Origin of the sequence: Corallococcus sp. AB030, assembly GCF_003668965.1 — a bacterium.
Taxonomy (GTDB): Bacteria; Myxococcota; Myxococcia; order Myxococcales; family Myxococcaceae; genus Corallococcus; species Corallococcus exiguus.
Genome location: NZ_RAWQ01000051.1, coordinates 15,625 through 42,229, shown reverse-complemented (window position 1 = coordinate 42,229; position 26,605 = coordinate 15,625). Strand labels below are relative to the sequence as shown.

The following is a 26,605-nucleotide window of genomic DNA, read 5'->3' as shown; positions in this document are numbered from 1 at the left end:
GTACAAGTCCCTCAGCTGTCCCACCCCTGGCCCGAGAGGAACATCCCGATGAGCTCAACCTCATCCACCGTGCTGCGCGCCGAACACATCTGGCTCGATGGGAAGCTGATCAAATGGGACGAGGGCAACGTGCACGTGATGACGCACGCCCTCCACTACGGCCTGGGCGTCTTCGAGGGCATCCGCGCCTACAAGACCCATGATGGCCGGCTCGCCGTCTTCCGGCTGCGCGAGCACATCCGCCGCCTGCTCGACTCCGCGCACATCATCATGCTGCCGATTCCCTACAGCGAGGACGAGCTGGTCGAGGCCACGGTGGACCTGCTGCGCAAGCAGAAGCAGCAGTTCGCCAACGGCGCCTACCTGCGCCCGGTGGCCTTCATGGGCGACGGCGCCATGGGCCTGGGCGCGGTGAACCCCACCCGCGTGGGCATCACCGCCTGGGACTGGGGCTCGTACCTGGGCGACAAGGGCATGAAGGAGGGCATCCGCGCCAAGGTCAGCTCCTTCACGCGCAACCACGTGAACGTGAACATGGTGCGCGGCAAGATCACCGGCCAGTACGTGAACTCCATCCTCGCCAAGCGCGAGGCGGTGCTCGCCGGCTACGACGAGGCCATCCTCCTGGACATCAGCGGCTTCGTCGCGGAGGCCTCCGGGGAGAACATCTTCCTCGTGAACAAGAAGGGCGTCATCAAGACGCCGCCCCTCTCGTCCCCCGTCCTGGATGGCATCACCCGCGACACGGTGCTGAAGCTGCTACGCGACGCCGGCCACACCACCATCGAGGAGGTCACCGTCACCCGTGACGCCCTCTACATCGCCAACGAGGTCTTCTTCACCGGCACCGCCGCGGAGATCACCCCGGTGCGCGAGGTGGACAACCGGCAGATTGGCGACGGCAAGCCCGGCCCCATCAGCAAGTTCGTCCAGGACATGTACTTCCGCGTCGTACGGGGCCAGGAAGCCCGCTATGCGGACTGGCTGACCTACGTTTGACGGACAGTCGGCGGACGTGAAGTCCCGGCGGCCGGGGGAATCGGGTACAACCCGTACCCGATGCCTCCCGCCGGCTACGCGTACGAAGACAATCCCTTCAAGCTGGAGAACCCGTCCGTCCTCGACATCGCTCCCAGTGAGCCGAAGTCGCTGGAGGACACGGGCCTGAGGATGGGTCTGCTCGCGGACCTGGGCCTCAAGTTCCTCTACTACGCCGGCACCGGCACGGGCGTGGCCATCGCCGAAAGCATGTGCCTGCCCTGGTCCGGCGTGGTGGAGCACGTGGTGGACTTCCTCGCCGCGGAGAAGCTGGTGGACCTCCGCGGCGGCAAGGGCTTTGGCCGCGCGTCCGTGGAGTTCGCCCTCACGGAGAAGGGCCGCGAGTACGCGCGTGACGCCCTCACCCGCTCCACCTACGTGGGGCCGGCGCCCGTCCCCATCGAGCAGTACAACGCCCTCATCAGCAGCCAGACGGAGGAGACGCCCGTAGTAGGCCAGGAGGACCTCATGGCCGCCCTGGGCCACCTCACCGTCTCCGCGGAGCTGATGGACAAGCTGGGCCCGGCCGTGAACTCCGGCCGCTCGCTCTTCCTCTACGGCCCGCCCGGCAACGGCAAGACGAGCCTGGCGGAGGCGATTTCCCACATGTTCGGCGGCGAGGTGTTCGTCCCGCACTGCCTCGAAATCGACAACCAGATCATCAAGGTCTTCGACCGCATCATCCACACGCCCGTGTCGCTGGAGGCGGGCCGTGACGCCAGCGGCCGCCGGCAGACGTTCGAAATGGACAAGCGCTGGTCGCTCTGCCGGCGCCCCGCCGTGGTGGTGGGCGGCGAGCTGACGCTGGAGACGTTGGACCTCATCTACTCGGAGAGCACCCGCTTCTACGAGGCGCCGTTCCAGGTGAAGGCCAACGGCGGCATGCTCCTCATCGACGACTTCGGCCGCCAGAAGGTCCACCCCACGGACCTGCTCAACCGCTGGATTGTCCCCCTGGAGAAGCGGGTGGACTTCCTCACCCTGCACACCGGCAAGAAGTTCGAGATTCCCTTCGATCAGCTGCTCGTCTTCTCCACCAACCTGGACCCCAAGGAGCTGGTGGACGAGGCCTTCCTGCGGCGCATCAAGTACAAGATTGAAGTAGGCAACCCGGATGAAGAGTCCTACCGGGAGATCTTCCGCCGGGTGTGCGAAGCGGCGGGCATCCCCTACGTGGACCAGGCCATCACCTACCTGGTGGAGCACTACTACAAGCCGCGCAGCATGGAGATGCGCTCCTGCCACCCCCGCGACCTCGTGTCGCTCATCCGGGACGCGGCCCGATACCGGCAAATCCCGCCAGCCCTTTCAAAAGACCTGCTGGATCAGGCGTGCGAAGTGTTCCTGGTGAATCTCTAGTCAGGTTTTATTTGTTCCAACCGCGCGGAATTTCTAGACTCCGCGTGCCGTTGTACCTCCCGGCGCAGCCTCTGAGAATCAGCGCCCGGGGCGGGCCGGAGCGAGAAGGAGCCGCAGTCCGTGAAGGAACGCTACCAGGACATCGACGAGAAGAACGAGCAGCTGCGCGAGTACCTTGAGATCTACAAGGGCAAGCCGCCGGCGCGTGAGTACCTCGACCGCTTCGAGATGTCGTGGATCTACCACGACGCCGCGCTCGAAGGCGTCGTGTACACGCACCAGGAGCTGATGGCCGCGCTCTTCCCGGAGCGCACGGCGGCGGAAGCCTCCATGATCCCGGTGGTGCTGGAGATCCGCAACCACAAGGCGGTGGCGGACTTCATCCGCGAGGAGGCCGTGGGCGCGAAGAAGCAGTCCGCGCTCACGCTCACCACCATCAAGCGGATGCACGACCTCTTCCTGGGCAACACGCCGGAAGCGCTGGCCGAGCGTGCGCGCATGGAGCGCCGCGAGCGCACGGAGAAGGAGCTGGCCAAGGAGCGCGACCGCGCGGGGCTGCGCAAGGACATGCCCCTGCACCGCACCTACTTCCACGACATCACCCAGCCCGCGAAGATCCAGGCGCGGCTGGAGAAGCTCGTGGACCACACCGCCAGCGCGGAGTTCCGCGAGTTCCACCCCATCAAGCAGGCGGCGGTGGTGCAGCACGAGTTCCTGCAGATCTTCCCCTTCACCGAGCACAGCGGGAAGGTGGGGCGCATGTGCAGCAACCTCATCCTGCTGCGCAACGGCTACATGCCCGCGGTCATCCACTCCATCGACCGGCAGCGCTACTACGAGTCCTTCCGCGCGCCCGTGGCCACGTTCCGCACGGTGCTGATGGACGCGATGGAGAACTCGCTGGACAACGGCGTGAAGTACTTCCGCGACCTCGGCCGCAAGTACAAGACGGTGGAGTAGCGCTCGCGGGGCGGCGTGCCCCCGGAGGACTGGCGAGGGAGCAGGCGTCCCGCCCGTCCTCCGCCGCGGCGTGAAGAACGCGCGGCACGTCGACACCATTGGGGTGTTGGACACACCCCTGAACGTCACGGAGAGAACATCCGACTTCTCGAATCCCCGTGGCGGAGGAAGTAAAAGAAGAGTCCCCATGCCTGTCACCCCGTCCCTCCAAAGCCGCCGCGCCCAGCTTCCCGCCGGGAGCGAGCTCACGGAGCCTCCGCCAGCGCGGTTGGCGAAGTTGCCTGCCGCCGACAAGCTGGCCCGCCTGCTCCAGGTGGCCAAGGGTCACCGCCGGGCGCTCATCCTCACGCACGACAACCCGGACCCCGACTCCATGGCGGCGGCGGTGTCGCTCGCCCATCTGCTGGAGCGCAAGGCCGGCATCGAGTCCCACGTGGGCTACGGCGGCATCATTGGCCGTGCGGAGAACGTCGCCTTCGTGCGCGTGCTCCGGCTGCCGGTGTCGCACGTGTCGCAGATCGACTTCAGCCAGTACGACCTCTTCGGCCTGGTGGACACGCAGCCGCCGGTGCGCAACCACTCCCTGCCGGCGCGCTACCGCGCGGACCTGGTGGTGGACCACCATCCGCTGCGAGAGGAGAGCCTGCTGGCCCCCTTCGCGGACGTGGGCGGCGACTTCGGCGCCACCTCCACCATGCTGGTGGAGTACCTGCGGGCCGCTCGGCTGGAGCCGTCCGTGGAGATCGCCACCGCGCTCTTCTACGGCATCAAGGCGGACACGCGGGACCTGGGCCGTGAGACGACTCAGACGGACGTGGACAGCTACCTGTGGCTGTTCCCCCGCTGCGACAAGCAGCTCTTGGGACAGATTGAGCACCCGGAGTTGCCGGCGCGCTTCTTCCAGCTGTTCCACACGTCCATCGAGAAGGCGAAGGTCTACGGCACCGCCATCATCACCGACCTGGAGGAGGTCTACTCTCCGGACCTGGTGGCGGAGGTCGCCGAGCGGATGATGTACCTGGAAGGGATGAAGTGGTCCCTGGCGTACGGAACGTTCCGCAACCAGCTCTTCCTGAGCCTGCGCGTGAAGGACCGGCGCATGAACGCGGGCCGCCTCATCCGCGAGCTGTGCGAGGACCTGGGCGGTTCGTCCGGCGGCCACGGCAGCATGGCGGGCGCGCGGCTGCCCCTGTCCGGCAGCGCGGCCAAGCGCAAGGCGCTCAAGCGCGAGGTGGTGTCGCGCTTCCTCGAAGCCTTTGGTGTCTCCGAGGAGCGGCCGGTGTCGCTGCTGTCCGCGCAGGACACGTGATCTACTGGGACCACAACGCCGCCGCGCCGGTGCGCGCGGAGGTGGGCGCGCTGCTCGCACGGGCCTTCACGGAAGGCGGCTTCGGCAACGCGTCCAGCGTGCACGGAGGTGGTCGCGAGGCCCGGGCCCGGTTGGACGCGGCGCGAGCGAAGGTGGCGCGCGTCCTGGGCTGCGAGCCGAAGGAGATCACCTTCACCGCGTCGGGCAGTGAGGCGGATGCGCTCGCGCTCATGGGCGCCTACGCGGCCCGCCCGGTGAAGGACCGCCGCCGCGTGGTGTCCACCACGGTGGAGCACCCGTCCGCGCTGGGTGCGCTCACGCAGTTGGAGAAGGACGGCGCCCAGGTGGTGCGGCTGTCCCCTGACTCCAACGGCCGTGTGCCGCTGGAGTCCGTGCTGGAGGCGCTCACGCCGGACACCGCGCTGTGTTCGCTGATGTGGGCCAACAACGAGACGGGCGTGCTGCAGCCGGTGGCGGAGACCGCGCGCGCGTGCCGTCAGCGCGGCATCCTCTTCCACACGGACGCCGTGCAGGCCGCGGGCAAGGTGCCGCTCACGTTGCGCGAAGTGGACGCGGACCTGCTCTCTCTCTCCGCGCACAAGTTCGGTGGCCCCCAGGGCGTGGGCGTGCTCGTGGTGCGCAAGGGCGTGGACGTGCGGGCGCTGACACCCGGACACCAGGAGGGAGGCCGGCGCGGAGGCACACAGAACGTGCCCTACGCCGAGGCCCTGGCCCTGGCCCTGGAACTGGCCGCCGCGGAGCAGGCCAATACCGCCGCGAGGGTCGAAGCCCTGCGCGACACCTTCGAACAGCAGGTGCTCCAGCGGCTGCCCGGGGTGTCGGTGAACGGCGCTGGGGCGCCCCGGGTGCCCAACACCAGCAACCTGCGCTTCGACGGCGTGGAGGGGGAAGCGCTGCTGATGGCGCTGGACCTGGAGGACATCCGCGTCTCGTCGGGAGCGGCCTGCGCGTCCGGCACGCTGTCCCCGTCCCACGTGCTGCGCGCCATGGGCCTCTCCCCCGCCGAGGCGCGTGGAAGCCTGCGCTTCAGCCTGGGCCCTGGCACCACCAGCGCGGAGGTCTCTCGTGTCGTGGACGCGCTGTGCACGCATGTGCCCCGGGTGCGCGCCCTCGAAGGCTGAGGCCCGCACCGCACAGGGTCGCGAGCACTGACGGACACGCGATCAATCCTTGGGGCGGCTCACCACTTCTGGTCCGGCAGGTTCTTCTCGCGGACCTCTGGATCCGGCTGGCCGTATCCGGGGATGCCCTCCTTGGCCTCGTCGGGCTTGGGCGGAAGCCGCTCGTCGCCCCGCCTTGTCTCCCGGGTGGGCTCGTTCTGCTCGGGCTGCTGCTGCTTTCGCTCGGTCGCCATGGATTCCTCCCGGTGCGGGTTCGCGGGAGGAAAGGTCATCATCCGGAGCAGGCACCGCAGCGGGCTCCATCGGACGGGAGCCCGCGCGACAGGGCCCTGCCCGCCCGGCTACCCGTTGTCTTCTGAGGGGCCGTTGGACGGCGAGCCCCGGTACGCGGGCATCTCGTCCGTGGTGCCGAACAGGCCGCGCACCACCGCCGCGATGGCCAGCGGCGTCCCCACGTTCTCGTCGAAGTGCGGCGACAGCGCCTTCGCGTACTCCTCCGCGGACGAGAAGCGGTCCTCGGGGTTCTCCGCGAACGCGCGCGCCAGCACGTCATCCAGCGCCTGCGGGATGTCCGGACGCACCGCCCGCAGGGGCCGGTACTTGCGCGACAGGATGCCCGCGAAGACCTCTTCCGGCGTCGTGCCCACGAAGGGCCGGCCCAGCGTGAGCAGCTCGTAGAGCACCACGCTCGCGGCCCACAGGTCCGCCTCCGGCGTGACGGCGCCCTGCAGCGACTCCGGGGACAGGTAGTACGGCTTGCCCAGCACCTCGCCGCCCTGGAGCTTGCCGTCCACCAGCACGCGCGACACGCCGAAGTCGCCCAGCTTGATTTCCCCCACGCGGGAGATGAACAGGTTGGACGGGGACACGTCGCAGTGGACGATGCCCAGCGGCTTGCCGTCCGGGCCGGTGGCGGTGTGCGCGTACGCGAGCGCCTCCATCAGCACCTTCGCCAGGTACACCGCGAAGTCGACGGGGAGCGGAATCCCGCGCGCCTTGCACCGGCGCAGGATGTGGCCCAGGTCGCGCCCGTCCACCAGGTCCATCACCAGGAAGGACACGTCGTCCAGCATCCCGGCGTCCAGCACCTTCACGATGTTCGGATGGTCCAGCTGGCGCGACAGCTGCGCCTCGCGGCGGAAGAGGTCCACCGACGCCGGGTCGCGGGTGAGCGCGGGCAACAGCCGCTTGAGCGCGACCGTCCAGCCTTCATAGGGACCGGAGCGCACGCGCGCGCGGTACACCTCGGCCATGCCGCCCTTGCCCAGCAGCGATTGGATTTCGTAGTTGCCGAAGACGCGGATGGGCTTCGACACGGGAGTCGGCGCGTTCACGGGCTGGCGCTGCCAGCTCCTTGCGGATCACGGCCCTGGACCCGCTTGCGACTGCGGGCCTGCTTCACCTGCGCCTCGTACACCGCGCCTTCATTGGCGAACAGCTGGAGCTCGCGCTCCACCAGCGCGTTGCCCTCCGGCGCGGACCAGCCCTCCGCCAGCGCGCGGCGCAACGCGACCTGGGCGAACCCCGACTCCTGCGCCGCCCGCTTCACGCACGCGGTCCAGAAGAAGGCCTCCGCCTTGGCCGCGCCGCTGCCCACGTTGCGCGCCTGCTCCAGGTACTTGAGCGCCTCCGGCTGCTGCTTGCGCAGGTAGTGCGACACGCCCATGCCCGTCAGCGCCCAGGCGTTGTTCTTCTCCTTCTCCTGGGCCAGCACCAACTGGAACTGCTGCGAAGCCGCGATGGGGTTCTGCGCCAGCAGCGACTGGCCCAGCTTCAAGGTGGCCGCCACGTCCAGCGGCTCCAGCCGGCGCTGCGCCGCCACCTGCGCGGCCCCACCAGACGGCGGGGGCGGCACGGGAGCCTGCGCCTGACGCTGCTCCGGGGCCTGCGCCGTTGCCGGAGTCGGCGTCAGCGCGGCCCCCTGCTCCGTCGCCCGGAACACCAGCATCCGGCTCTTGGGCAGGGCCGGGGACTCGCAGCTGTCCTCCAGCTTCACCACGCCGCCCAGTGCCCGCTCCTCCACGTTGTAGACGAGCATCACCGGGAAGCTGCGGGACGGGGTGCAGGTGTCCCCCGTCTGACAGAGCGTGAGCTCGCCCAGGAAGACGTTGCCCTGGAAGTCGCCTGTCAGAATCTGCTCGGCGACCGGGCGTTGGCAGGGCCCCCCGGCCGGCGCCGTGCCGACGAGGTGCTCCCCGTCCGAGCGCAACTCGATGGGGCCGAAGGCATCTGCCTGGTAGGTACTGTTCATCTGCGGACCCGCCCAGGCGAATCCGGAGGTGAGGCAGGCTACCGCCGCGAGAGCCAATGTTGGGGTCGGGAGCGACATGTCGGGGACCCGGGCATCATAGAAGTCCACGGGGCGGCTTGTAAACGCGCGAGGACGGCTTGACCGCACGCTTCTCCGTCCTTATCATTTTCCCAGAACGCCCTGGGATTTTCCCAGTGATTCTAAGGACTTGTAGCGAGATTTGAGCAGTAAAGGTCTGTTCCCTGCGGGGTGCGTGATGCCCAGCAGAAATTCGAACCGATACGTCCATTCCGGGGTCCGTTTCGGTCGCCATGTGCAAGCCCTCCCCCTTCACCGGGGATGAGGGAAGCCTGCGGTGACATGATTTCGGTCCCCACCTGGCTTCTAAGGGTTCAATGGACGCTGGACACACGGCTCGGCGGGGGACTCTTTCTTTGGAGCGGCGGCGGTGAGCGAGACGGCGGCGGATACGGTGGCGGCGGCGGCGGAGAAGAAGGTAACGCTTCGTGAGGAACTGACGGCGCGCCGCAAGGCGATGACCAATGACCTCATCGACGAGCGTGGCCTCAAGGTCCAGTCTCGATTCCTGGCATCGCCCTACTATCAGAATGCACGGACGGTAGCGCTCTACGCCCCCATCCGGGGCGAGGTGCCTACCCGGGACATCCTCATCGCGGCGTTGCAGGACGAGAAGATCGTCTGCTACCCGCTGTCCCACGTGCACGGGCGAATCCTGGCCTTCCGGGCCATCAAGTCGGAGAGCGAGTTGGAGCCGGGACGCCTGGGCGTCCGGGAGCCCACGAACTCCTCGGACCTGATCGCGGTGGATCAGATCGACCTGTTCGTGGTGCCCGGCCTGGGCTTCAGCCCGGACGGCAAGCGGCTGGGGCGCGGCGGCGGCTACTACGACGCCACCCTCAAGGCGGCCAGTACGCGCAGCCGCCGGGTGGGTCTGGCCTTCAACGACCAGATCGTCCAGGTGCTGCCCACGACGATTGACGACGTGGACATGGACCAGATCGTCACGGAGAGCCAGACGATGCGCGGCCTGTGCCGCAGCTTCGACTTCCTGGACACCTGAGCCGGACCTGAGCCGCGGGCCAGGCGGGCGGACATCCACGGGTGGGGCGGACTTGGAAGTCCCGCCCTGCCCGTCGTCTTTTTTGGGCTAGTGTCCGCGGCGCCATGAACCCGGACGCACTGCGCAAGGCGACCCCCGAAGAGCAGTTCGAAGAAGTCACTCGCGGCACCGTGGATTTGCACGTGCCGGAGGACCTGAAGAAGAAGCTTCAGCGCTCCTATGACAAGGGCAAGCCGCTCGTCATCAAGGCGGGCTTCGACCCCAGCCGTCCCGACCTGCACCTGGGCCACACGCTGCTGCTCACGCGCATGCGGCGCTTCCAGGAGTTCGGCCACACGGTGGTGTTCCTCATCGGTGACTTCACCGCCCTCATCGGGGACCCGTCCGGCAAGAACGCGGCCCGTCCCCCGCTCACCCGCGAGCAGGTGAAGGTCAACTCGGAGACGTACAAGCAGCAGGTCTTCAAGGTCCTGGACCCGGACAAGACGGTGGTGAAGTTCAACTCGGAGTGGCTCGACGCGCTGGGCACCGAGGGGATGATCCGCCTGGCGGCGCGCTACTCCGTGCAGCGCATGCTGGAGCGCGACGACTTCAAGAAGCGCTACCGGGAGAACACCTCCATCGCCATCCACGAGTTCCTCTACCCGCTCCTGCAGGGCTACGACTCCGTGGCGCTGAAGGCGGACGTGGAGCTGGGCGCGACGGATCAGCTCTTCAACCTGCTCGTCGGCCGGCAGCTGATGAAGGAAGAGGGCCTGGAGCCGCAGGTCATCATGACCGGCCCCATCCTGGAGGGCCTGGACGCGAAGCTGGTGGACGGCGTCATCACCGGCTCCAAGATGTCCAAGAGCCTGGACAACTACGTGGGCATCGACGAGCCGGCGGACAACATCTTCGGCAAGTTGATGAGCATCACGGACGACCTGATGTGGCGGTACTACAAGCTCCTCTCCGCCATGCCGCTCAAGCAGGTGCTGGAGCTGGAGGAGCAGACGAAGTCCGGCGCGGCGCACCCCAAGGCCGCGAAGGTCGCCTTCGCGCAGGAGATGGCCGCGCGCTTCCAGGGTGAAGAGGCCGGCCGAAAGGCGGCGGAGGACTTCGAGAAGCGCTTCGCCAAGAAGGAGCTGTCCACGGAGGACCTGCCGCTCGTGGAGGTGTCGCTCGCGGGCGCGGAGAAGATGCTCGTCACGAAGCTGCTGCCGGAGACGAAGTTCGTCGCCTCCGCCACCGAGGCTCGCAAGATGATGGGCCAGGGCGGCGTGAAGGTGAACGGTGAGAAGGTCACCGACCCCAAGGCGGAGCTGGGGTCCGGCGAGTACACCGTGCAGGTGGGCAAGCTGAAGGTCACGCGGGTGAAGCTGTCCTGAGTCGCCGCGACGGGTGCCGCCCGGGCCTGTTTCAAGGCGCGGGCGGCTCCTTCGGCAACGCGCCTTCGTACAGCGCGGCCGAGCGCCCCATCATGAAGCCGTGGGGCAGCAGCTTCATCATCGTCGCGAGGAAGCGGTTGAGGACGCCGGGCACGGAGAGCTCGCGGCGGTGCACGAACGCCTCCACGGCGGTGCGCGCGCAGGCCTCCGCGGACATGATGCCCACGTCGCCCGCCTTGAACTTCCGGTCCAGACCGGACACCGACAGCATCTCCGTGGCGATGCCGCCGGGCGCGAAGACGGTGACGGACACGCCCGCCTTGCGCAGTTCGTAGGCCAGTCCCCGTCCGTAGCTGATGACGAACGACTTCGTGGCCGCGTAGGCCGTCTGGTACGGCAGCGGCGCGAAGCCCGCCGTGCTGGCGACGAGCATCAGCGCCCCGCCCCCGCTCTGCTTCGCGAAGTACGCCCCGAAGAGCTGGGACATGCGCACCACGCTGGTGATGTTGGTGGCGAGCATCGCGTCGAAGGACCCGGGCTGCTGCTCCAGCGCGTGGCCGAAGTAGGTGACGCCCGCGTTGAGGATGACGCCGTCGACGGTGCGGCCGGACGTGGCGGTCTCGAAGACGCGCGCGGCGTCGCCGGGCTTCGTGAGGTCCGCCGACAGGGGCAGCACCTGCACGCCGTGCGCGGACTCCAGCTCCGCCTTGAGCGCGGTGAGCCGGTCCTCGCGGCGGGCGACGGCGATGATGTGGGCGCCGTGCTCCTTCGCGAGGAGGCGGGCCATCTCCAGCCCCAGGCCAGACGACGCGCCGGTAATGAGCACCCAGCGGCCTCGGAAATTCATCGGTTTCATATCGGGCGCGTTTATTTCGCGGCGCGGCGCCGCGCGCAACCGGGGAACAGCGGGCTTCGGGCACCCCTGTTAGAGTCCGGCCACCATGCGCCTCTCCGGGTCGCTCGCCTGCTTCTTCCTGGCACTCTCCACCGCCCCCATCGCTTTCGCGGGGAGCGGCGTCTTCGTCACTGAAGAAGCCGTGGACGCGGTGGACCAGCCCGAGTCCTCCAAGGTCGTCTTCTCCGTGCAGCCGGGCGTGTCCTATCCGCTCATGAAGAAGGGCGGCCCTGACCGCGCGTGGTGCAAGCTCCAGGGTCCCAAGGCGGAGGGCTGGGTGCTCTGCGATGGCACGCCCACGGATGCCGTCCAGAAGGCGCCGGGCACGGACGCGCTCGTGCGCGCGGACCATGAGAACACGCGCCAGCAGCAGGCGTCGCGAGGAGGTGGAGTGTCCCTCGCGGAGGCGAGGCCCATCGGGAGCGGGGCCGGTGCGGGTGCTCCCGCGGCGGAGCCGGACGACGAGGAAGAAGTCACCGTGGCGGTGCGCGCACCCGCGGGCCGCGCGGCGGTTCCGGGTGACGCAGCGGCGTGCGCGAGCACGTGTGATCAACCGCCCCTCTTCGCCAAGGCCCCTGCGCTGTCCGCGATGGACCGTGAGGTGCTGGACCTGTGCCCCGCGCGTCCCGATGCGAGCGTGAGCGCCGGAGACGTGCAGCGCTTCTTCGCGAAGCACTACGACGACGCGCGAGTGCAGCGCGCGCTGTCCGCGGCGGGCCGTCCGGGCTCGCGGCAGGCGAACATCGAATGGCTCACGAGCCTGTGGGTGAGCACCGGCCCGCGCAACGCGTTCACGCACGTCTTCTGCGGGGACGACTGGCAGCGCGGCCCGATTGGCGGCCTCCACTTCCTGCCCCGCTACGCGCAGCTCGAGGCGGAAGGAAAGGTCTGCTACCAGGGCCCGGCCAGGGGTGAAGAAGCCGTGCGCGGTGAGCAGTACCTCATCCGCTTCAAGGGCCTGTCCCCGTGGTCCTGCGGCGTGAAGCGCACGGGCAGCTTCGCGACGTCGCAGGACGCGGTCTCCATCGCCGCCATCGGAACCCGGGCGTTCGCGCGCTGCTGTGCGCGCGGCGGGGCGAAGAAGGAGGGCGGCGTGTACTCGGCGCCGGACGTGGAGGGCGGCAACTGGCGCATCTGGTGCGGCACGCGCAACGGCACCTACGGCATCGCCACGCTGCACCCCACCGACGAAGCCGCCACCTGCTCGGAGTAGCGGACCGGCGCCTCGAAGGAACGCCGGTCCCCTGCCCCGCTGAGGCCTACTGCGCCTTGTCCACGGTGAGCACCGTGCCCGTGGAGTACGCGGTGAACTCCGGCGCGTACATGGACTGCACCGTCGCCGGGCCCACGCGGAAGGTGCCCGCCATGTTCGCGCGCAGCCGGTACTTGAAGTTGTACTCACCGGCCGGCAGCGCTTCGAAGAAGAAGTTCGTCCCCGAGTCGCGCGTCTCCTCGTACCAGACGATGCCCAGGTCCCACTTGTGGCGGGACTGCGCGTTCTCCGGCTCCAGGCCCGCGGCGCGCGGATCCCTCAGGTGCACGTACTCCGCCGCGTGCTTCGTGCGCAGCGACAGCTGCACCTCCACCTCGTCGCCGGGCCGCAGCCTCGCGCCGTCCGCCAGGGGGCGCAGCAGCGTCTGGTTGCCTTCGCGGATGCGCACGAAGTAGCGGCGCGACACCTGGAAGAAGTCACCGCGCTCCTCCTTGGGCAGCTCCTCCGTGGAGAAGTGCCACGTGGCGGACGCGATGGCGAAGCCCGGCGTCGTCTTCTCCACCACCGTGGTCGCCGTGCTCGCGTTCACCTCCGGACCGGGGACGACAATCTGGTTCTTCTTCCCCGTGTACACGTCCGGCGAGAAGCTCATGGTCACCGCCTTGGAGCCCACCGTCACCTTCAGCTCCTCGCGCGCGGCCAGCGAGCCCTCCGCCTCCATGTAGTTGACCAGCGCGTAGAGCGCCTCCGCCGTGGCGCGCGTGGACTTCCAGTGGTTCACCTTCTTGTCCAGGAGCAGCCACTGCACCAGGCCCGCGCGCCGAGGGTCCTTCGGGCGCAGCTCCGACAGCGTGCGCAGCGCGAAGGCGTGCGTCTCCGTGGAGTCGTTGTACCAGAGCCAGCCGCGGTCCTCCGGCTGCCAGTACGTGCCCAGGTCCTGCGTCGTCTTCGCGGAGTCCATCACGCTGTCCCAGACCTTCTGCGCGTCCTTCGTGCGCTTCGCCCGGTTCAGCGTGAGCGCCAGGTACCCCTTGAGGTACGGCGAGTGCTCCTTCCAGTGCTTGAAGGAGAACTCGAGCATGCGCTGCCGCTCGGCCGCGGTGAGCGCCTCGCCCGTGTAGCGCGCGTCCGGATACGCCGATGCCACGAAGTTGAGGAAGGTGAGGAACTCCCAGCCCAGGTCCTTCTTCATCAGCCGGTTCGCGTAGTCCTCCCGGAAGTGCTTCGCCAGGTAGCCCCACGCGGGCTCCGTCATGGTGGGCGGCACCTCCACCCCGTGCTCCATGGCGCGCGACAGGCCGTGCAGGATGTAGAGCGTCATGTACGGCGACGACGGGCCGCCCGGCCACCAGGGGAAGCCACCGTCCGCGTTCTGCGCCTTGCGCAGCTTCGCCTGCGAGGACACGCGCTGGGCCTGGGCCACCTTCGGGTCCAACACGCGCAGGAGCGACTGGTCGGACTCCGCGCCGCCCTTCGCCTCGTTGAGCCAGGGCGTCTCCTCCAGCGTCATCTTCCGGTTCGGGTCCACGTCGTCGAAGGTCTCGAAGCGCGTGCTCCGCTCGCTCAGGTCCTTGGCCACCTTCGCCACCGACGGATACTTGTTGAAGAGGCTGGAGACGATGCCCGTGGACACGAAGCGGTTGAGCGTCTGCTCCGTGCACTCATAGGGGTAGTCCACCAGGTACGGCAGCGCCTGGAGCACGGAGTAGAAGAGCTGCGCGTCCACCGTCACGACGAGCTGCTCGTTCACCCGCGTGGGGTCGTCCGACTTCTTCAGGTCATCGAACGTCAGCGTCCGGCGGTCCTTGTTGTTCAGCATGGCGAAGCGCGACTGCGACAGGTGCATGCGGCCGGGCAGCACCGGCAGGGGCCGCAGCTCGCCGTCGCTGAACGCGCCCGTCTTCGCGACCACGCGGAAGGCCACCGGCCCCACCCGCGCGGGCGTGGTGATGGGGAAGCGCAGGTTCGTGCCCTTCCCCGCCGCCACCGTGAAGGCCTGCGACGGCGTCTTCACGCCGAACTCCGCGAGCAGGCTCTTCTGCGTGTCCGGATCCACGATGTCGAACGTGAGCTGACCCTGCTGCGTCTGGGTCCCCGCGTTGTTCACCACGACCTCCAGCTCCGCGCGGTCGCCCTCGCGCAGGAAGCGCGGCAGGTACGGGCGCACCATCAACTCCTTCACGCTGCGAGTGGCGCGCTGAGTGGAGCCACCGCGCAGGTCCCGAGTGAGCGCGTGCACCCAGACGTCCCACGCCGTCACCGAGTCCGGCACCGTGAACTCCAGCACCGCCGCTCCGTCCGGCCCGGTGAGCAGCTGCGGAATCCAGAACGCCGTCTCCGCGAAGTTGGAGCGCAGCGGCCCCTCCGGCCCTTCCCCCGGTTCCGGGGGGCCCGGCTCCCCTTTGATGATCTGGATGATCTCTCGCCGCTTCTGCTCCAGCACCCGGCCGGTCTTCGGCGCGGACTCCGCGGCGGACGGCGCGGGCGAAGGCGGCGGGGGCGGAGGTGGTGCACCGTCCGATTCCCGCTGGACGCCCCCGGGCCTCATGGCGCGCATGCGGTGGCCGCCGTAGTAGTTGCGGTAGCCCGGACCGCCCAACCCGTAGCCTTCGCCGAACTTCAGCGTGTCGTCACTGAGGTCCGGCGCGGAGGGTCTCTCCCGGACGAGTTCATCAAAGAGCCAGTCCGCGCCGAAGACGCCACCCGAAGCACGGAAGTCCACGTAGACGGTCTGCTGCGGATACAGCTGCGCCACCTGCGGCGGCGTGTGCGGTCCGAAGACGTTCAGCGACTGATCGTACATGTACGCGAGCAGCTCCGCGGCCCCCGCCTCCAGCTTCGCGCCCTTCGGCCCCTTCACCGTCACGCGGAAGGTCTCCTTCGCGCCGGGCCGCAGCGTGTCGCGGAACGTGGCGAACTCCAGGCTGAGCTCCTTGTCGTCGAAGGGCACGGCCACCGTCTGCTGGAAGCTCAGCGTCTGCCAGTCGCGCACCATCGAGAGCACCACCGTGAAGCCGCCGCGCAGGGCCTCCGTCACCGGAAGATCCACCACCGCGCGCCCCTGCCCCGCCGTCAGCTGGCGGTGCTCGACGCGCTGGCGCCCCTGGTACACGTCCATCACCAGCGGCTGGCCCTCGAAGCCGGAGGCCACCATCAGGCGCGCCACTTCGCCCACGCGCACGGAAGGGCGCTCCGCCGCCAGCACCGCGGGCAACCCCGCCGGGGCGTGGGCCCCCGCCACCACGAAGTCCCGTTGCGCGGTGGCCTTCTGGCCGAACGCATCCGTCGTCTCGTAGCGCAGCCGGTACGTCCCCGCGCGCAGCGCCGGCAGCTTCACGGTGGCGACACCGTCCGCGCCATGCGTCACGGCCGCCTGCGCCACCTCCGCGCCGTCGTCCCAGCGTTGCAGCGTCTGCTCCACGTCGTAGGCCGTGTCCCAGCGCCCCTTCTGCGCGTCACCCGGCGTGGGATAGGACTCCCTGGCCGACTGCGTGTCCGCGTCCAGGGGCTTGAGCCTGTCCACCGGAACCTCCGACGGCATCAGCGGACGGCTCGGAGCCTTCAAGGCAATGAGCCGCCAGCGGCCCGGTCCGGCCTGCGGCGCGCCATCCAGGTTCGAGCGCACGAGCCGCACCTCCGACGGGAAGTCCTCGCGGACGAAGCCCACATCGGAGTCCACGCGCCCCTCCACCGACACGAAGCCCAGGCGGAAGGACCGGCTCGCGGAGCGCGTCTCACCGCCCTCGTCCGTCAGGTCCGCCTCCACGCGGTAGCGCCACGACATGCCCTGCGCCTTCGCGAGCCGCTCGTCCGCTTCCGGGGTGAACGCCACGGTGAAGCCGCCGTCCTCGCCCACCGTCGCCGTCCCGGAGGCCACCAGCTCCGTGGTGGCCGGGATGCGCTCCCAGAACCACCAGCGCGGCAGCACCGGCTCGCGCGACACGCGCCACTTCACCGCGCCGCGCGTCACCGGGAGGCCGAAGTAGTAGCGGGCCTCGCCCTTGAACGTCGCGCGTCGGTTGAGCCGCAGCGCTTCTGGCGCGTCCTTCAGCGTCACCTCGAAGGTGGGCCGCTTGTACTCCTCCACGCGCACGCTCGCGTAGCCGTTGGGGCGCGTGCGAACCGTCCACTGTCCCAGGGGCCGCCCGGAGGGAATGTCGAACTCGCCCGCCACCGATCCAAACAAATTGGTGCGAGCCTCGCGCCTGGCCACCTCCTGACCGTTGGGGTCGACGAGCGTCACCGTGACCGCCGACTCCGGCAGCACCCGGTAGCGCTTCGACGCCTCCTCCGGGCGGTAGGCCACCACCTTCCACAGCAGCTTCTGCTGGGGACGGTAGACGGCGCGGTCCGTGTAGATGAGCGTATGGTCCTGCGGGGTCGACTCGTAGAGGGGGGACAGGTACACCGAGCCCGGGAGCACCATCACGCCCTTGCCCCTGCCCAGCAGCAGTTCCATGTCCTCGTAGCGGTCGGCGTTCTTGCCCGTGAGCAGAAGGTCGCCGTTCGCGTCGGTGCGGCGGCTGACGATGTTGAAGCGGCGGGTGCTGTAGTCCGACTTCACCAACCGCACCTCCACGTTCGCAGCGGGCGCCCCCGTGGCGCCGTCCACCACGTGGACCTCCGCCTGGTGGGGGTTCGCCTTGCGCACCGTCGCGGCCCAGGGCGACACGGACATCGGCAGGGCGAGGATGCGGTTGTTCTTCTTCGCGAAGTCCTCGCGCGTGGACATGGCGATGATGTACGCGCCCGCCTTGAGCGCCGGCGGGGTCACGAACGTCTGGTGCCGCTGGAAGTCTGGCGTGGGCGGCAGCGCCATGCTCCACACTGCGTCCGGCTTGCGCGACGCCACCATGCGGAGCCTCTCCTCGGTGGAGGGGTACAGCGACAGGTCCTCGCCGGGCTTCGCGAGCCGTGCCTCCACATCCACCGCGTACGCCCGGAGGTACACCGTGCCCACGTTGCGGTGGCCCACCAGGATGGAGCGCTTGCCCGGCCCGTCCACCTGCATCCCGGTCGCATACAGCTCCGGCGCCTCCAGCGTCGCCATCAGCGCCGCGCACTGCGCGCCGCCCACGGACTTCGGCCACGCCTCCGCGCCCGCCTTCGCCAGCGCATGCGCGGTGATGGCGCGGCCCGCCTGCTCCTCCATCTCCGCGAGCTGGTGCTGGCCCTTGGACCACCACGGCACGTCCCGGAAGCCCTTCAGGTGCGCGGCCAGGTGCTCCCGGATGCGCCGCTTGTCCGCGGCTTCGGTGAACGACGTCGACAGCACCTCGTAGCGCCGCAGCCGCGCCTCCAGCGCCGCCTCACGCCGGCCCGCCGCCTGATGCCACGCCTCCAGGTCCCCCAGCACCGCAACCACCTTCATCAGCGGGTGCACGGAAGGGTCCTTCAGCTCCACCTTCGGCGCGCTGTCCAGGAGCGCTCTCAGGTCCAGCCGGTACACGCCCTGCTCCTGCTCCGGCCGCCACAGGCCCGTGTCGGCCAGCGAGCCCACCCACAGGTACGTCACCGCGTCGCGCACCGTGGAGCGGATGCCCTCCGGGTACGTGTTGGGCTGGATGTACTCGGACAGCACCTTCACGGGCTCGGTGCTGAACTTCTGCCGCGACTCCCAGACGGCGGAGTACGTGCGCTGGATCTCCGTTGAAATCTGATCCTTCGTCCACGCCTTCAGGTCCACCGGCCCGGTGGACACCACCTGCTCGCGCTGGCCAATCTCGTAGCTGTACGACTGCTGGTAGTTCGCGAGCACCGCCGCGTAGAACAGGTGGAGCGTGGCCTGCTGCCGCAGCCCCTCCGGCCAGGGCTGTTCACGCAGGAAGCGCACCGTCGTCTCATAGCCATGCAGCCGCGTGCGCAGCTGCACCGTGCGGATCAGCGCGCGCGTCCACTCGTCCGCGTCACCCTGGGCCTTCGCCGCGGCGAGCCGGGCCTCGGCCCCCTGCGCGGCGGACTCGACCTTGTCGTCCTCGACGAGCGCGTCGATGGCCTTCCACGTCGGGGGCGCCTTCGCGGGGGCCGCCACGGACACGGAGGACAGCATCAAGGACAGCAGGCACAATACGACGACGGAAGCACGCGAGCGTGGTGGAGAAGACATAGGGGCGGCACTCTAGACGCCGCCCGCGTCCCTGGCGGTCCCTTCTCTGTTTCAGGAAGCCGCCGGCGCCGGGGCCCGGCGTCGCAGCCCCACCACGTAGACCTCCATGCTGGCGCCGCGCGTGGCCTCCGGACGGACGATCTTCACCTCTTCGAAGTGCTGCCGCACCTCGTCACGGAAGGCCTCGAAGTCGCCCCCCATGAAGACCTTGGCCACGAACGTGCCGCCGGGCCGGCCGCGCGTGGCGGCCACCTCCAGCGCCTTGCCCGCGAGCCGCAGGCTGCGCGCCTCGTCCGTGCCCTTGATGCCGGACGTCTTGGGCGCCATGTCGGAGATGACCGCGTCGTAGGGGCCGTCGTACAGCGCGGCCAGCTTCGCGTCGAAGTCGTCCGCGAGCACGTCCAGCACCGCCGTCGTCACCCACTTCTGGGAGAAGGGACGGATGGCCGAGATGTCCACGCCGATGACGCGCCCGTGCATCCCCACCGCGTCCGCCAATATCTGGAGGAACCCGCCGGGCGCCGCGCCCAGATCCAGCACCGCCGCGCCCTTCTTCACGGACCCGGGGAAGCGCTTGAGGATCTCATCGACCTTGAACGCGGAACGCGCTCGCAGTCCCTCTTGCTTGGCTTTCTGGAAATAGTGGTCTTTAGGACGGTAGGGCTTGCCCATGTCAGAAGCCGTCCCTAGCATCCGCTACTGTCTTCGGAAAGCCGGAGCAGTCGCGGCCTGTCGGCTGGCCGCGCCCACGGATTTGCCGGAGGGTTGGTGGCATGGGCACCCGGAGCGTGACAGCGGCCTTGTGCATCTCCCTGCTTTTCGCGGGCGGAGCGGCTTTCTGCTACGCGCGCGCCGAGGCCCTGCAGGCCGAAGGGCGCTGGCTGATGGCCCGGGGCAGCGCCCAGGCCTCCGACTTCGCCCAGAAGCTGGACGGCACCTCGGTGGACGCCCAGCTGAAGACCTTCAAGGAACGCCGTGGGGTGATGGAGCAGGCCCACCGCTGGCAGCGCGGCATGCTGCTGGGCATCATGGCCGCCGTCCTGTCCGGCCTGTCCGCCTACGTCCTCTTCCTCCTCAAGCGGCTGGACGACCAGCTCCTGGACGCCACCGGCGAGCTGCGCCGCCCCCAGGAAGCCTCCTCCCTGCCCACCCCGGCGTTCGCGACCAGCGTCCAGCGGTAGACACAGACTCTGGCAGGATGCCCCCGTCAGCTTCTGACGGGGAGGACCACCATGCCCGGCTGCGCGCACTGCGGACACGCACTCGACATCATCGCCAACCAGGTCGGCCGGCGCGACACATGTCCCGGCTGTGAGGAGGACCTGCGCTCGTGCCGCAACTGCCGGCACTTCGACGAGTCCGTGGCCAAGGCCTGCAAGGAGCCCTTCGCCGAAGCGCCTCGCGACAAGGACGAGGCCAACTTCTGCGAGCTCTTCCAGCTGGGCGAAGGCGGCCTGCATCAGAAGGCCTCTCGCGACGCGATGGTCAGCGCCGCGGAGGCCCTCTTCGGCAGGAAGTAGCTAGAAGCCGTACAGCTTGGAGATGATCTCCTTCATCACCTCGGAGGTGCCGCCGCCGATGGTGATGAGTCGCACGTCGCGCCACATCCGCGCGATGGGCGTCTCCTCGATGTAGCCCATGCCGCCGAAGAACTGCTGGCAGTCGTAGGCCACGCGCTGGGCCAGGTCTCCGGCGAACAGCTTCGCCATGGAGATCTCCTTCACCGGGTTCTCCTTCCGGTCGTAGAGGTCCACCGCGTAGTAGTTGAGCCGCCGCGCCGCCTCCACCGCCGTCAGGTGCTCCACGAACTTGTGGCGCCACACCTGGAATTTGATCAGCGGCCGGCCGAACGCCTCGCGCTCGTTGCCGTACTGGAGGGCGTCCTCCAGCATCCGGTCCATGCCTCCCACCGTGGTGATGGCCCCCACCAGGCGCTCGCCCTGGAAGTTGGTCATGATGTGGTAGAAGCCCTGGTTCTCCTCGCCCAGCACGTAGCGCGCGGGGATGCGGCAGTCCTCGAAGTAGAGGATGGCCGTGTCCGAGGACAGGTTGCCAATCTTGTCCAGCTTCTTGGAGATGCTGAACCCCTTCACATCCGTGGGGAACGTCACCAGCGAGATGCCGCCGTAGCCCTCCTCACCGGTGCGCACCGCCAGCGTGATGAAGTCCGCGCGCGTGCCGTTGGTGATCCACATCTTGGAGCCGTTGATGACGTAGTCGTCGCCGTCCCGGCGCGCCGTCGTCTTGATGCTCGCCACGTCCGAGCCGCACCCCGGCTCGCTCACGCCCAGCGCCGCGATGCGCTCGCCCTTGAGCGCGGGCTCCAGGAACTCGCGCTTCTGCTCGTCGGTTCCAATCTCGCTGATGATGGGCGTGGCCATCTGGCTCTGCACCAGCAGCGCCATGTTCACGCCCGCGTTGCGGCTGCGCGATAGCTCCTCCGCGAACGCCGTCACGTACCAGTAGTCCAGGCCGCTGCCGCCGAACTTCGGGTCGTGGCTGATGCCCAGGAAGCCCAGCTCGCCGCACTTCTTGAACAGCTCGCGCGGGAAGATGCCCGCCCGGTCCCACTCCAGACCGTAGGGTGCCATCTCCTTCTCCACGAAGGCGCGCACCGACCTGCGAAACGCCTCGTGCTCCTCGGTGAACGGATTGAGCATCGCGAGTCCTTGGGGGTTGTCCCGCTGCGGGTTGATTCGCGAGTCAATAACAGGCGCCCACCGTCAGCCACAAGCAACGCCCCGCGTCCCCACCCCGCCTGACGCCCGCCTTCCTGGTGACGCAGCGCGCCGGCTCCAGTGTTGTGAAGAAGTCTGAAGGCTTGGGGGGCAGGCAGCCAACCCCGCAGGATGACTGGGGAGTGGATAGTCCGCACTCCGGAGTATCCTCTTGACAGATAATCGAGCGTCGGTAATTTCTAGCCCACAAAGAATTAGCCGGAGCAGGTGCCAGGGCGGGTGTCCCGCCGGCGACCCGGCAGGAGTTCGGACGCGTGAATCAGCGAATCTTGGCTGCCGTGGTGGCCGTGGCGGTGTCGACGGCGGGGTGCTCGAAGGCGGGCGCGGAGAAGGCGCAGCTTCCGACTCAGCAGGAGGGCTCCAACGCGCTGGGCGTCAAGGCGATCACCCCGGCCACGGAGCTGGAGCAGAACGTGACGCGCGTGACGGGCCAGGTCCGCTCCAAGCAGGAGGCCGTGCTGGGGCCCCAGGCGACGGGCACGCTCGCGAAGGTGAACGTCCGGGTGGGCGACAAGGTGAAGAAGGGCGACGTGCTGGCGCAGCTGGACACGTCCAACGTCTCCATCGCGGTGGACCAGGCGAAGGCGGCCAAGGACATGGCGGAGGCCGGGCTGCAGCTGGCCTCCAGCAACCTGGAGCGCATGCGCAAGGTCGCCGAGTCCGGCGGCGTCGCGGCCAACGCGCTGGAGCAGGCGGAGATCGGCCAGAAGCAGGCGGCGGCCCAGGCGGCCCAGGCCGGCGCGGCGTACCGGCTGGCGGTGGAGAACCTGCGGGACCACAACATCGTGGCGCCCTTCAACGGCATCATCACCGCGCGCACGAAGAACGTGGGTGACTCGGTGGCGATGACGCCTTCCACCCCGGTGTTCTCCATCGTGGACGCGGACGGGCTGGAGATCCGGATGATGGTGCCGGAGTCCGTCATCGACAACGTGGCGCCGGGCATCGTGACGCCGGGCACCGTGAACCCCAGCGGCATGCGCTTCGAGGCGAAGGTCGCCAACGTGGGCGCCGTCATCGACGCGCAGAGCCGCACCGTGGAGGTGTTGGCGGACGTGACGGGCAAGACGGAGCACCCGCTGCGTCCCGGCGCGCTGGTGGAGATGGACTTCTCCAAGGCCGCGGGTGACGCGGGCAACGGCCTGTTCCTGCCGGCGCAGGCCGTCAGCAGCAAGGGCCAGGACGGCTTCGTGTGGGTGGTGCAGGACGGCACCGTGCGCAAGCGCGACGTGCGCGTGCAGCGCGTGCTTCCCGGCTACGTGAAGGTGCTGCAGGGCCTGACGGCGGAAGAGCGCGTGCTCGCCGACGCTTCGCTGGACGTCAAGGAGGGGACCGCCGTGCGCGTCGCGCAGTAGCGGTCCCTCCTCCCCTCTTCTTCCCTGGGTATCTGAATGCTCAAGACCTTCATTTCACGGCCCATCTTCACCGCCATGCTGATGCTGGCGGTGGTGGTGTTCGGCCTGTTCGCCTATCCGAAGATCGGCGTGGATCAGTTCCCCGACGTCGACTTCCCCGTCGTCACCGTGACGACCGTCCTCCCGGGCGCGGACCCGGAGAGCATGGAGAAGAACGTCTCCGACCCGCTGGAGGAGGCGCTCAACACGCTCAACGGCGTGGACACGCTCAAGTCCATCAACCTGGAGAGCGTTTCGCAGATCGTCGTGCAGTTCAAGCTGTCCACCAAGGTGGACCTCGCGGCGCAGGACGTGCGTGACCGCGTCCAGGCCACGTTGAGCAAGCTGCCGGATGAGGTGGAGACGCCCGTCGTCGAGAAATTCGACATCGGCGCCGCCCCCATCATCACGCTGGCGCTCGCGGGCGCCCTGCCGGTGGAGGAGCTGACGCGCATCGCGGACGACATCGTGAAGCCGGCGCTCCAGCGCAACCAGGGCGTGGGCAGCATCGACATCGTCGGTGGCCGTGAGCGGGAGATCCAGCTGGTGGTGGATCCGAACCGCCTGCGCGGCTTCGGTCTGGCCATCAGCGATGTCAGCCAGGCGCTCAAGGCCCAGAGCCTGGACGTCCCTGGCGGCCGCAGCATGGACAGCGGCCGTGAGCGCGTGGTGCGCCTGACCTCCGAAGCGAAGAGCGTGGAGGACATCCGCAACATCATCATCACCAGCTCCGGCGGCGCGCCGGTCCGCGTGCGCGACATCGCGGAGGTGGTGGACGGTCCCGCCGAGCAGCGCTCGGGCGCGAAGAGCGGCGATCGCAGCGCGGTGGCGATGGTGGTGCGCAAGCAGTCCGGCTCCAACACCGTGCAGGTGGCGGACCTGGTGCAGGAGTCGCTCGCGGACATCAACAAGACGCTGCCCGCGGGCATCCAGGTGGAGACGGTGACGGACAACGCGCGGTTCATCCGCTCATCCATCCACGCGGTGCAGGAGGACCTCATCCTGGGCGGCGTGCTCGCCGTCCTCATCGTGCTGGTGTTCCTGCGCAACCTGCGCTCCACCATCGTGGCGGCCATCGCGCTGCCGGTGTCCGTGGTCGGTACGTTCGCGGTGATGGCGGCGCTGGGCTTCACCTTCAACATGATCACGATGCTCGCGCTGACCCTGTCCATCGGTCTGCTCATCGACGACGCCATCGTGGTCATCGAGAACATCGTCCGTCACATGGAAGAGGGCGCCTCGCCCATGCAGGCCGCGCTGGAGGGCGCCGGACAGATTGCCCTCGCGGTGCTCGCGGTGACGCTGGCCATCGTGGCGGTGTTCATCCCGGTGGCCTTCATGGACGGCATGATCGGCAAGTTCTTCTACCAGTTCGGCGTCACGGTGGCGGTGGCCACGCTCATCTCCTACGTGGTGTCCATGACGCTCACGCCGATGCTCTCCTCGCGCCTCTTGCGTGAGCACGGGCACCCGACGGGTATCTCCGCGGCGGTGGAGAAGGTGCTGGTGGGCATGGAGAACGGCTACCGGAAGATCCTGGGTGGCATCCTCCGGCAGCGCGCCCTCACGATGGTCGTCGCGGTGGTGGTGCTCCTCGCGACCTTCGGCATGGCCCGCTTCCTCAAGTTCACGTTCATCCCGGAGCAGGACAACGGCAACATCAAGCTGACGGTGGAGCTGCCCATCGGGTCCACCATCCACCAGACCCAGACGCAGCTGGACACCTTCGCGGCCCAGGTGCGGTCGCTGCCGGGCATCGCCTCCACGTTCACCACCGCCGGTGGCGGCGTGCAGGAGGAGGTCCACAAGGGTGAGGTGCTCATCAACCTGAAGCCGGTGAAGGACCGCGCCTTCAAGCAGAGCGAGCTCAAGGCCTACCTGCGCCAGACCATCAAGGCGCCCCCGGGTGTCGTGGTGGCCGTGCAGGACGTGGCCGCGGTTTCAGGTGGTGGCGCGCGTTCGCAGCAGGTGCAGTTCAACCTGCGCGGCGACAACTGGAAGGAGCTGACGGAGTCCGCGGAGAAGATGCGACAGGCGATGCTCAAGAACCCGGGCCTCACCGACGTGGACATGACGTACCGCTCCGGCAAGCCGCAGTACGACGTGCAGGTGGACCGCGACCGCGCGGCCACGCTGGGCGTGCCGGCCGCGTCCCTGGGCGCCACGCTGCGCTCCTACCTGGGCCGGGACAAGGTGCTGGACTACCGCGAGGGCGGTGAGACGTACGAGGTGAAGCTGCGCCTGCCGCCGGAGACGCTGGCCTCCGCGGACGCGCTCGGCCAGCTGGCCGTGCGTGCGCCGTCCGGGCAGCTGGTGGAGCTGCGCAACCTGGGCCGCATCGTCCCCGCCGAGGGCCCGGTGCAGATCGACCGCCAGGCGCAGCGGCGGCAGATCACCATGCTGGCGAACCTCAAGGAGGGCTACGCGCTCTCCGACGCCATCACCTACATGCAGGGCTACGCTTCCACGGAACTGCCCAAGAGCGTCGTGGGCGAACTGGAAGGCAACGCGAAGGAGCTGGGCAAGTCCGTGGCCGCGTTCGGCACCGCGCTGCTGTTGGGCATCATCCTCATCTACATGATCCTCGCGGCGCAGTTCGAAAGCCTCATCCACCCGTTCACGATCATGCTGTCCCTGCCCTTCGCCTTCATCGGGGCCATTGGCGGCCTGCTGATCACGGGCCAGTACATGTCCATGTTCGCCCTCATCGGCGTCATCATGCTCATGGGTCTGGTGGTGAAGAACGGCATCCTCCTGGTGGACTTCACGCTGCAGGTCCGTGAGAAGGGCCGCACGGCGCACGAGGCGCTCCTCGAGGCCGCTCCGGTGCGTCTGCGCCCCATCCTGATGACGACCATCGCGATGATCGCCGGCATGATCCCGGTGGCCATCGCGAAGGGCGACGGCGCGGAGACGCGCGCGCCCATGGCCATCACCATCATCGGAGGCCTCGTCACCTCCACGTTCCTCACGCTGGGCGTGGTGCCGGTGGTGTACTCGCTGCTGGATCAGCTGGCCGCGCGCTTCAAGCGCGACAAGGGCAGCGACACGGGCTTCGCGGGGGGCTCCGGCCCGGCGCACGGTCCGTCCAACCAGGACCGTGAGCGGGAGGCCGCTGCGGCCGCGGCTCGAGTGGAGACGGCCTGATGCGCCGACCCACCTCCATCACCTCCCCCTCGGAGTCCGAAGTGCGCTCCGAGGGGAAGGACGAGGCCGCTGACGAGAAGGCCGTGATGGAGCGCCTGCTCCAGGATGGGGACCAGTCCACGCCGGACTCGCGCCGCTTCATGGGGCTCATCCGGGAGCTGGCCCACTTCCGCTCCCTGAGGGACCCGCTGGCGAGCCTCTGCGACGACATGCGGCTGACCCCCACCCAGGTGCACGCGCTTGGGTGGCTGGGCATGGACGGCCCCATCCAGGTGGGCGTGCTGGCGCAGCGCATCGGCATCACCAAGAAGACCATCACCGGCGTGGTGGACCGCCTGGAGGACATGGGCATGGTGGAGCGCGGCCGGGACGCGGAGGACCGGCGCGCCGTCACCGCCAAGCTCACCGACCGGGGTTGTGAAATCTACAAGGTCATCCAGTTGATGACGGACGCGGGCATCCGACGGTTGATGGGCCTGCTTCCCGAGGACGACCGCGAGGCGCTGTTCGGAATCATCGAGCGGATGCTCGCCCGCATGAAGGCCGGCGCCCCGCCGCGCTGAAGAGGGCACCCAGGTGCGTGGATGGGCGCGGGCTGCGACACT

General features: G+C 68.8%; 20 protein-coding genes and 1 other RNA gene. 14 read left to right on the top strand and 7 right to left on the bottom strand.

Features of this window, described 5'->3' with window-relative positions:
• Window positions 1–48: 48 nt before the first annotated feature.
• The 5 genes from D7Y15_RS15025 to D7Y15_RS15005 all read left to right on the top strand — a co-directional run bounded on the left by D7Y15_RS15025 (window position 49) and on the right by D7Y15_RS15005 (window position 5,808).
• The gene (locus tag D7Y15_RS15025; RefSeq protein ID WP_120576049.1) at window positions 49–999 is read left to right on the top strand and encodes a branched-chain amino acid transaminase; all 951 of its coding nucleotides are present in this window, start codon (window positions 49–51) and stop codon (window positions 997–999) included.
• 60 nt (window positions 1,000–1,059) lie between these two features.
• Window positions 1,060–2,397: an AAA family ATPase gene (locus tag D7Y15_RS15020; RefSeq protein WP_120576050.1), complete on the top strand. Its 1,338-nt coding sequence runs from the start codon at window positions 1,060–1,062 to the stop codon at window positions 2,395–2,397.
• A gap of 120 nt (window positions 2,398–2,517) precedes the next feature.
• Window positions 2,518–3,357, top strand: a complete 840-nt coding sequence (locus D7Y15_RS15015) for a Fic family protein (RefSeq protein ID WP_120576051.1) — start codon at window positions 2,518–2,520, stop codon at window positions 3,355–3,357.
• 187 nt (window positions 3,358–3,544) lie between these two features.
• Window positions 3,545–4,666: a bifunctional oligoribonuclease/PAP phosphatase NrnA gene (locus D7Y15_RS15010; RefSeq protein ID WP_120576052.1), complete on the top strand. Its 1,122-nt coding sequence runs from the start codon at window positions 3,545–3,547 to the stop codon at window positions 4,664–4,666.
• Window positions 4,663–5,808 carry a cysteine desulfurase family protein gene (locus tag D7Y15_RS15005; RefSeq protein ID WP_121753003.1) on the top strand — a complete coding sequence of 382 codons (1,146 nt, stop codon included), beginning with the start codon at window positions 4,663–4,665 and terminating at the stop codon, window positions 5,806–5,808. The genes D7Y15_RS15010 and D7Y15_RS15005 overlap by 4 nt, the downstream gene beginning before the upstream one ends.
• 59 nt (window positions 5,809–5,867) lie before the next feature.
• Here the strand turns inward: D7Y15_RS15005 and D7Y15_RS45245 are convergent, their stop codons facing one another.
• The 3 genes from D7Y15_RS45245 to D7Y15_RS14990 form a co-directional block, all read right to left on the bottom strand.
• A complete protein-coding gene (locus D7Y15_RS45245) occupies window positions 5,868–6,041 on the bottom strand; it encodes a hypothetical protein (protein WP_167548636.1) in 174 nt (57 codons plus the stop codon).
• Window positions 6,042–6,149: 108 nt separating this feature from the next.
• A complete protein-coding gene (locus D7Y15_RS14995; RefSeq protein ID WP_120595024.1) occupies window positions 6,150–7,142 on the bottom strand; it encodes a serine/threonine-protein kinase in 993 nt (330 codons plus the stop codon).
• A complete protein-coding gene (locus D7Y15_RS14990) occupies window positions 7,139–8,059 on the bottom strand; it encodes a type IV pilus biogenesis/stability protein PilW (protein WP_121753002.1) in 921 nt (306 codons plus the stop codon). The genes D7Y15_RS14995 and D7Y15_RS14990 overlap by 4 nt, the downstream gene beginning before the upstream one ends.
• Before the next feature lie 236 nt (window positions 8,060–8,295).
• Here D7Y15_RS14990 and ssrS point away from each other — a divergent pair.
• From ssrS to tyrS, 3 genes are all read left to right on the top strand, one after another.
• Window positions 8,296–8,488: non-coding RNA, 6S RNA (gene ssrS, locus D7Y15_RS14985), on the top strand.
• A gap of 19 nt (window positions 8,489–8,507) precedes the next feature.
• Window positions 8,508–9,140, top strand: a complete 633-nt coding sequence (locus D7Y15_RS14980; RefSeq protein WP_169825797.1) for a 5-formyltetrahydrofolate cyclo-ligase — start codon at window positions 8,508–8,510, stop codon at window positions 9,138–9,140.
• A gap of 104 nt (window positions 9,141–9,244) precedes the next feature.
• Window positions 9,245–10,507, top strand: coding sequence for a tyrosine--tRNA ligase (gene tyrS / locus D7Y15_RS14975; protein ID WP_121753001.1), 1,263 nt, complete (start codon window positions 9,245–9,247; stop codon window positions 10,505–10,507).
• A 31-nt stretch (window positions 10,508–10,538) separates the two neighbouring features.
• On the opposite strand, the gene D7Y15_RS14970 is transcribed toward tyrS, so the two are convergent.
• Window positions 10,539–11,363, bottom strand: a complete 825-nt coding sequence (locus D7Y15_RS14970; RefSeq protein WP_121753000.1) for an SDR family oxidoreductase — start codon at window positions 11,361–11,363, stop codon at window positions 10,539–10,541.
• 85 nt (window positions 11,364–11,448) lie between these two features.
• On the opposite strand from D7Y15_RS14970, the gene D7Y15_RS14965 reads away from it, so the two are divergent.
• Complete coding sequence (locus D7Y15_RS14965) at window positions 11,449–12,615, top strand: EndoU domain-containing protein (protein ID WP_121752999.1); 1,167 nt, start codon at window positions 11,449–11,451, stop codon at window positions 12,613–12,615.
• Window positions 12,616–12,661: 46 nt separating this feature from the next.
• Here D7Y15_RS14965 and D7Y15_RS14960 read toward each other — a convergent pair whose 3' ends face one another.
• Window positions 12,662–18,721: an alpha-2-macroglobulin gene (locus D7Y15_RS14960; RefSeq protein ID WP_121752998.1), complete on the bottom strand. Its 6,060-nt coding sequence runs from the start codon at window positions 18,719–18,721 to the stop codon at window positions 12,662–12,664.
• 51 nt (window positions 18,722–18,772) lie between these two features.
• Window positions 18,773–19,414: an RlmE family RNA methyltransferase gene (locus D7Y15_RS14955; protein ID WP_120576061.1), complete on the bottom strand. Its 642-nt coding sequence runs from the start codon at window positions 19,412–19,414 to the stop codon at window positions 18,773–18,775.
• An 80-nt stretch (window positions 19,415–19,494) separates the two neighbouring features.
• Here D7Y15_RS14955 and D7Y15_RS14950 point away from each other — a divergent pair, with 80 nt between their 5' ends.
• Together D7Y15_RS14950 and D7Y15_RS14945 are read left to right on the top strand one after the other, a co-directional pair.
• A complete protein-coding gene (locus tag D7Y15_RS14950) occupies window positions 19,495–19,902 on the top strand; it encodes a hypothetical protein (RefSeq protein WP_120595031.1) in 408 nt (135 codons plus the stop codon).
• A 51-nt stretch (window positions 19,903–19,953) separates the two neighbouring features.
• A complete protein-coding gene (locus tag D7Y15_RS14945) occupies window positions 19,954–20,241 on the top strand; it encodes a hypothetical protein (RefSeq protein ID WP_120576063.1) in 288 nt (95 codons plus the stop codon).
• Here the strand turns inward: D7Y15_RS14945 and D7Y15_RS14940 are convergent, their stop codons facing one another.
• A complete protein-coding gene (locus tag D7Y15_RS14940) occupies window positions 20,242–21,381 on the bottom strand; it encodes an acyl-CoA dehydrogenase family protein (protein ID WP_120576064.1) in 1,140 nt (379 codons plus the stop codon).
• Window positions 21,382–21,713: 332 nt separating this feature from the next.
• On the opposite strand from D7Y15_RS14940, the gene D7Y15_RS14935 reads away from it, so the two are divergent.
• The 3 genes from D7Y15_RS14935 to D7Y15_RS14925 are packed head-to-tail and all read left to right on the top strand — an operon-like array spanning window position 21,714 to window position 26,563.
• On the top strand, window positions 21,714–22,814 hold the full coding sequence (locus D7Y15_RS14935) for an efflux RND transporter periplasmic adaptor subunit (RefSeq protein ID WP_121752997.1): 1,101 nt from the start codon (window positions 21,714–21,716) through the stop codon (window positions 22,812–22,814).
• A gap of 36 nt (window positions 22,815–22,850) precedes the next feature.
• Entirely contained in the window at window positions 22,851–26,000 is a 3,150-nt protein-coding gene (locus D7Y15_RS14930; RefSeq protein WP_120576066.1) for an efflux RND transporter permease subunit, read from the top strand.
• Window positions 26,000–26,563 carry a MarR family winged helix-turn-helix transcriptional regulator gene (locus D7Y15_RS14925; RefSeq protein WP_120576067.1) on the top strand — a complete coding sequence of 188 codons (564 nt, stop codon included), beginning with the start codon at window positions 26,000–26,002 and terminating at the stop codon, window positions 26,561–26,563. The genes D7Y15_RS14930 and D7Y15_RS14925 overlap by 1 nt, the downstream gene beginning before the upstream one ends.
• Window positions 26,564–26,605: the final 42 nt, after the last annotated feature.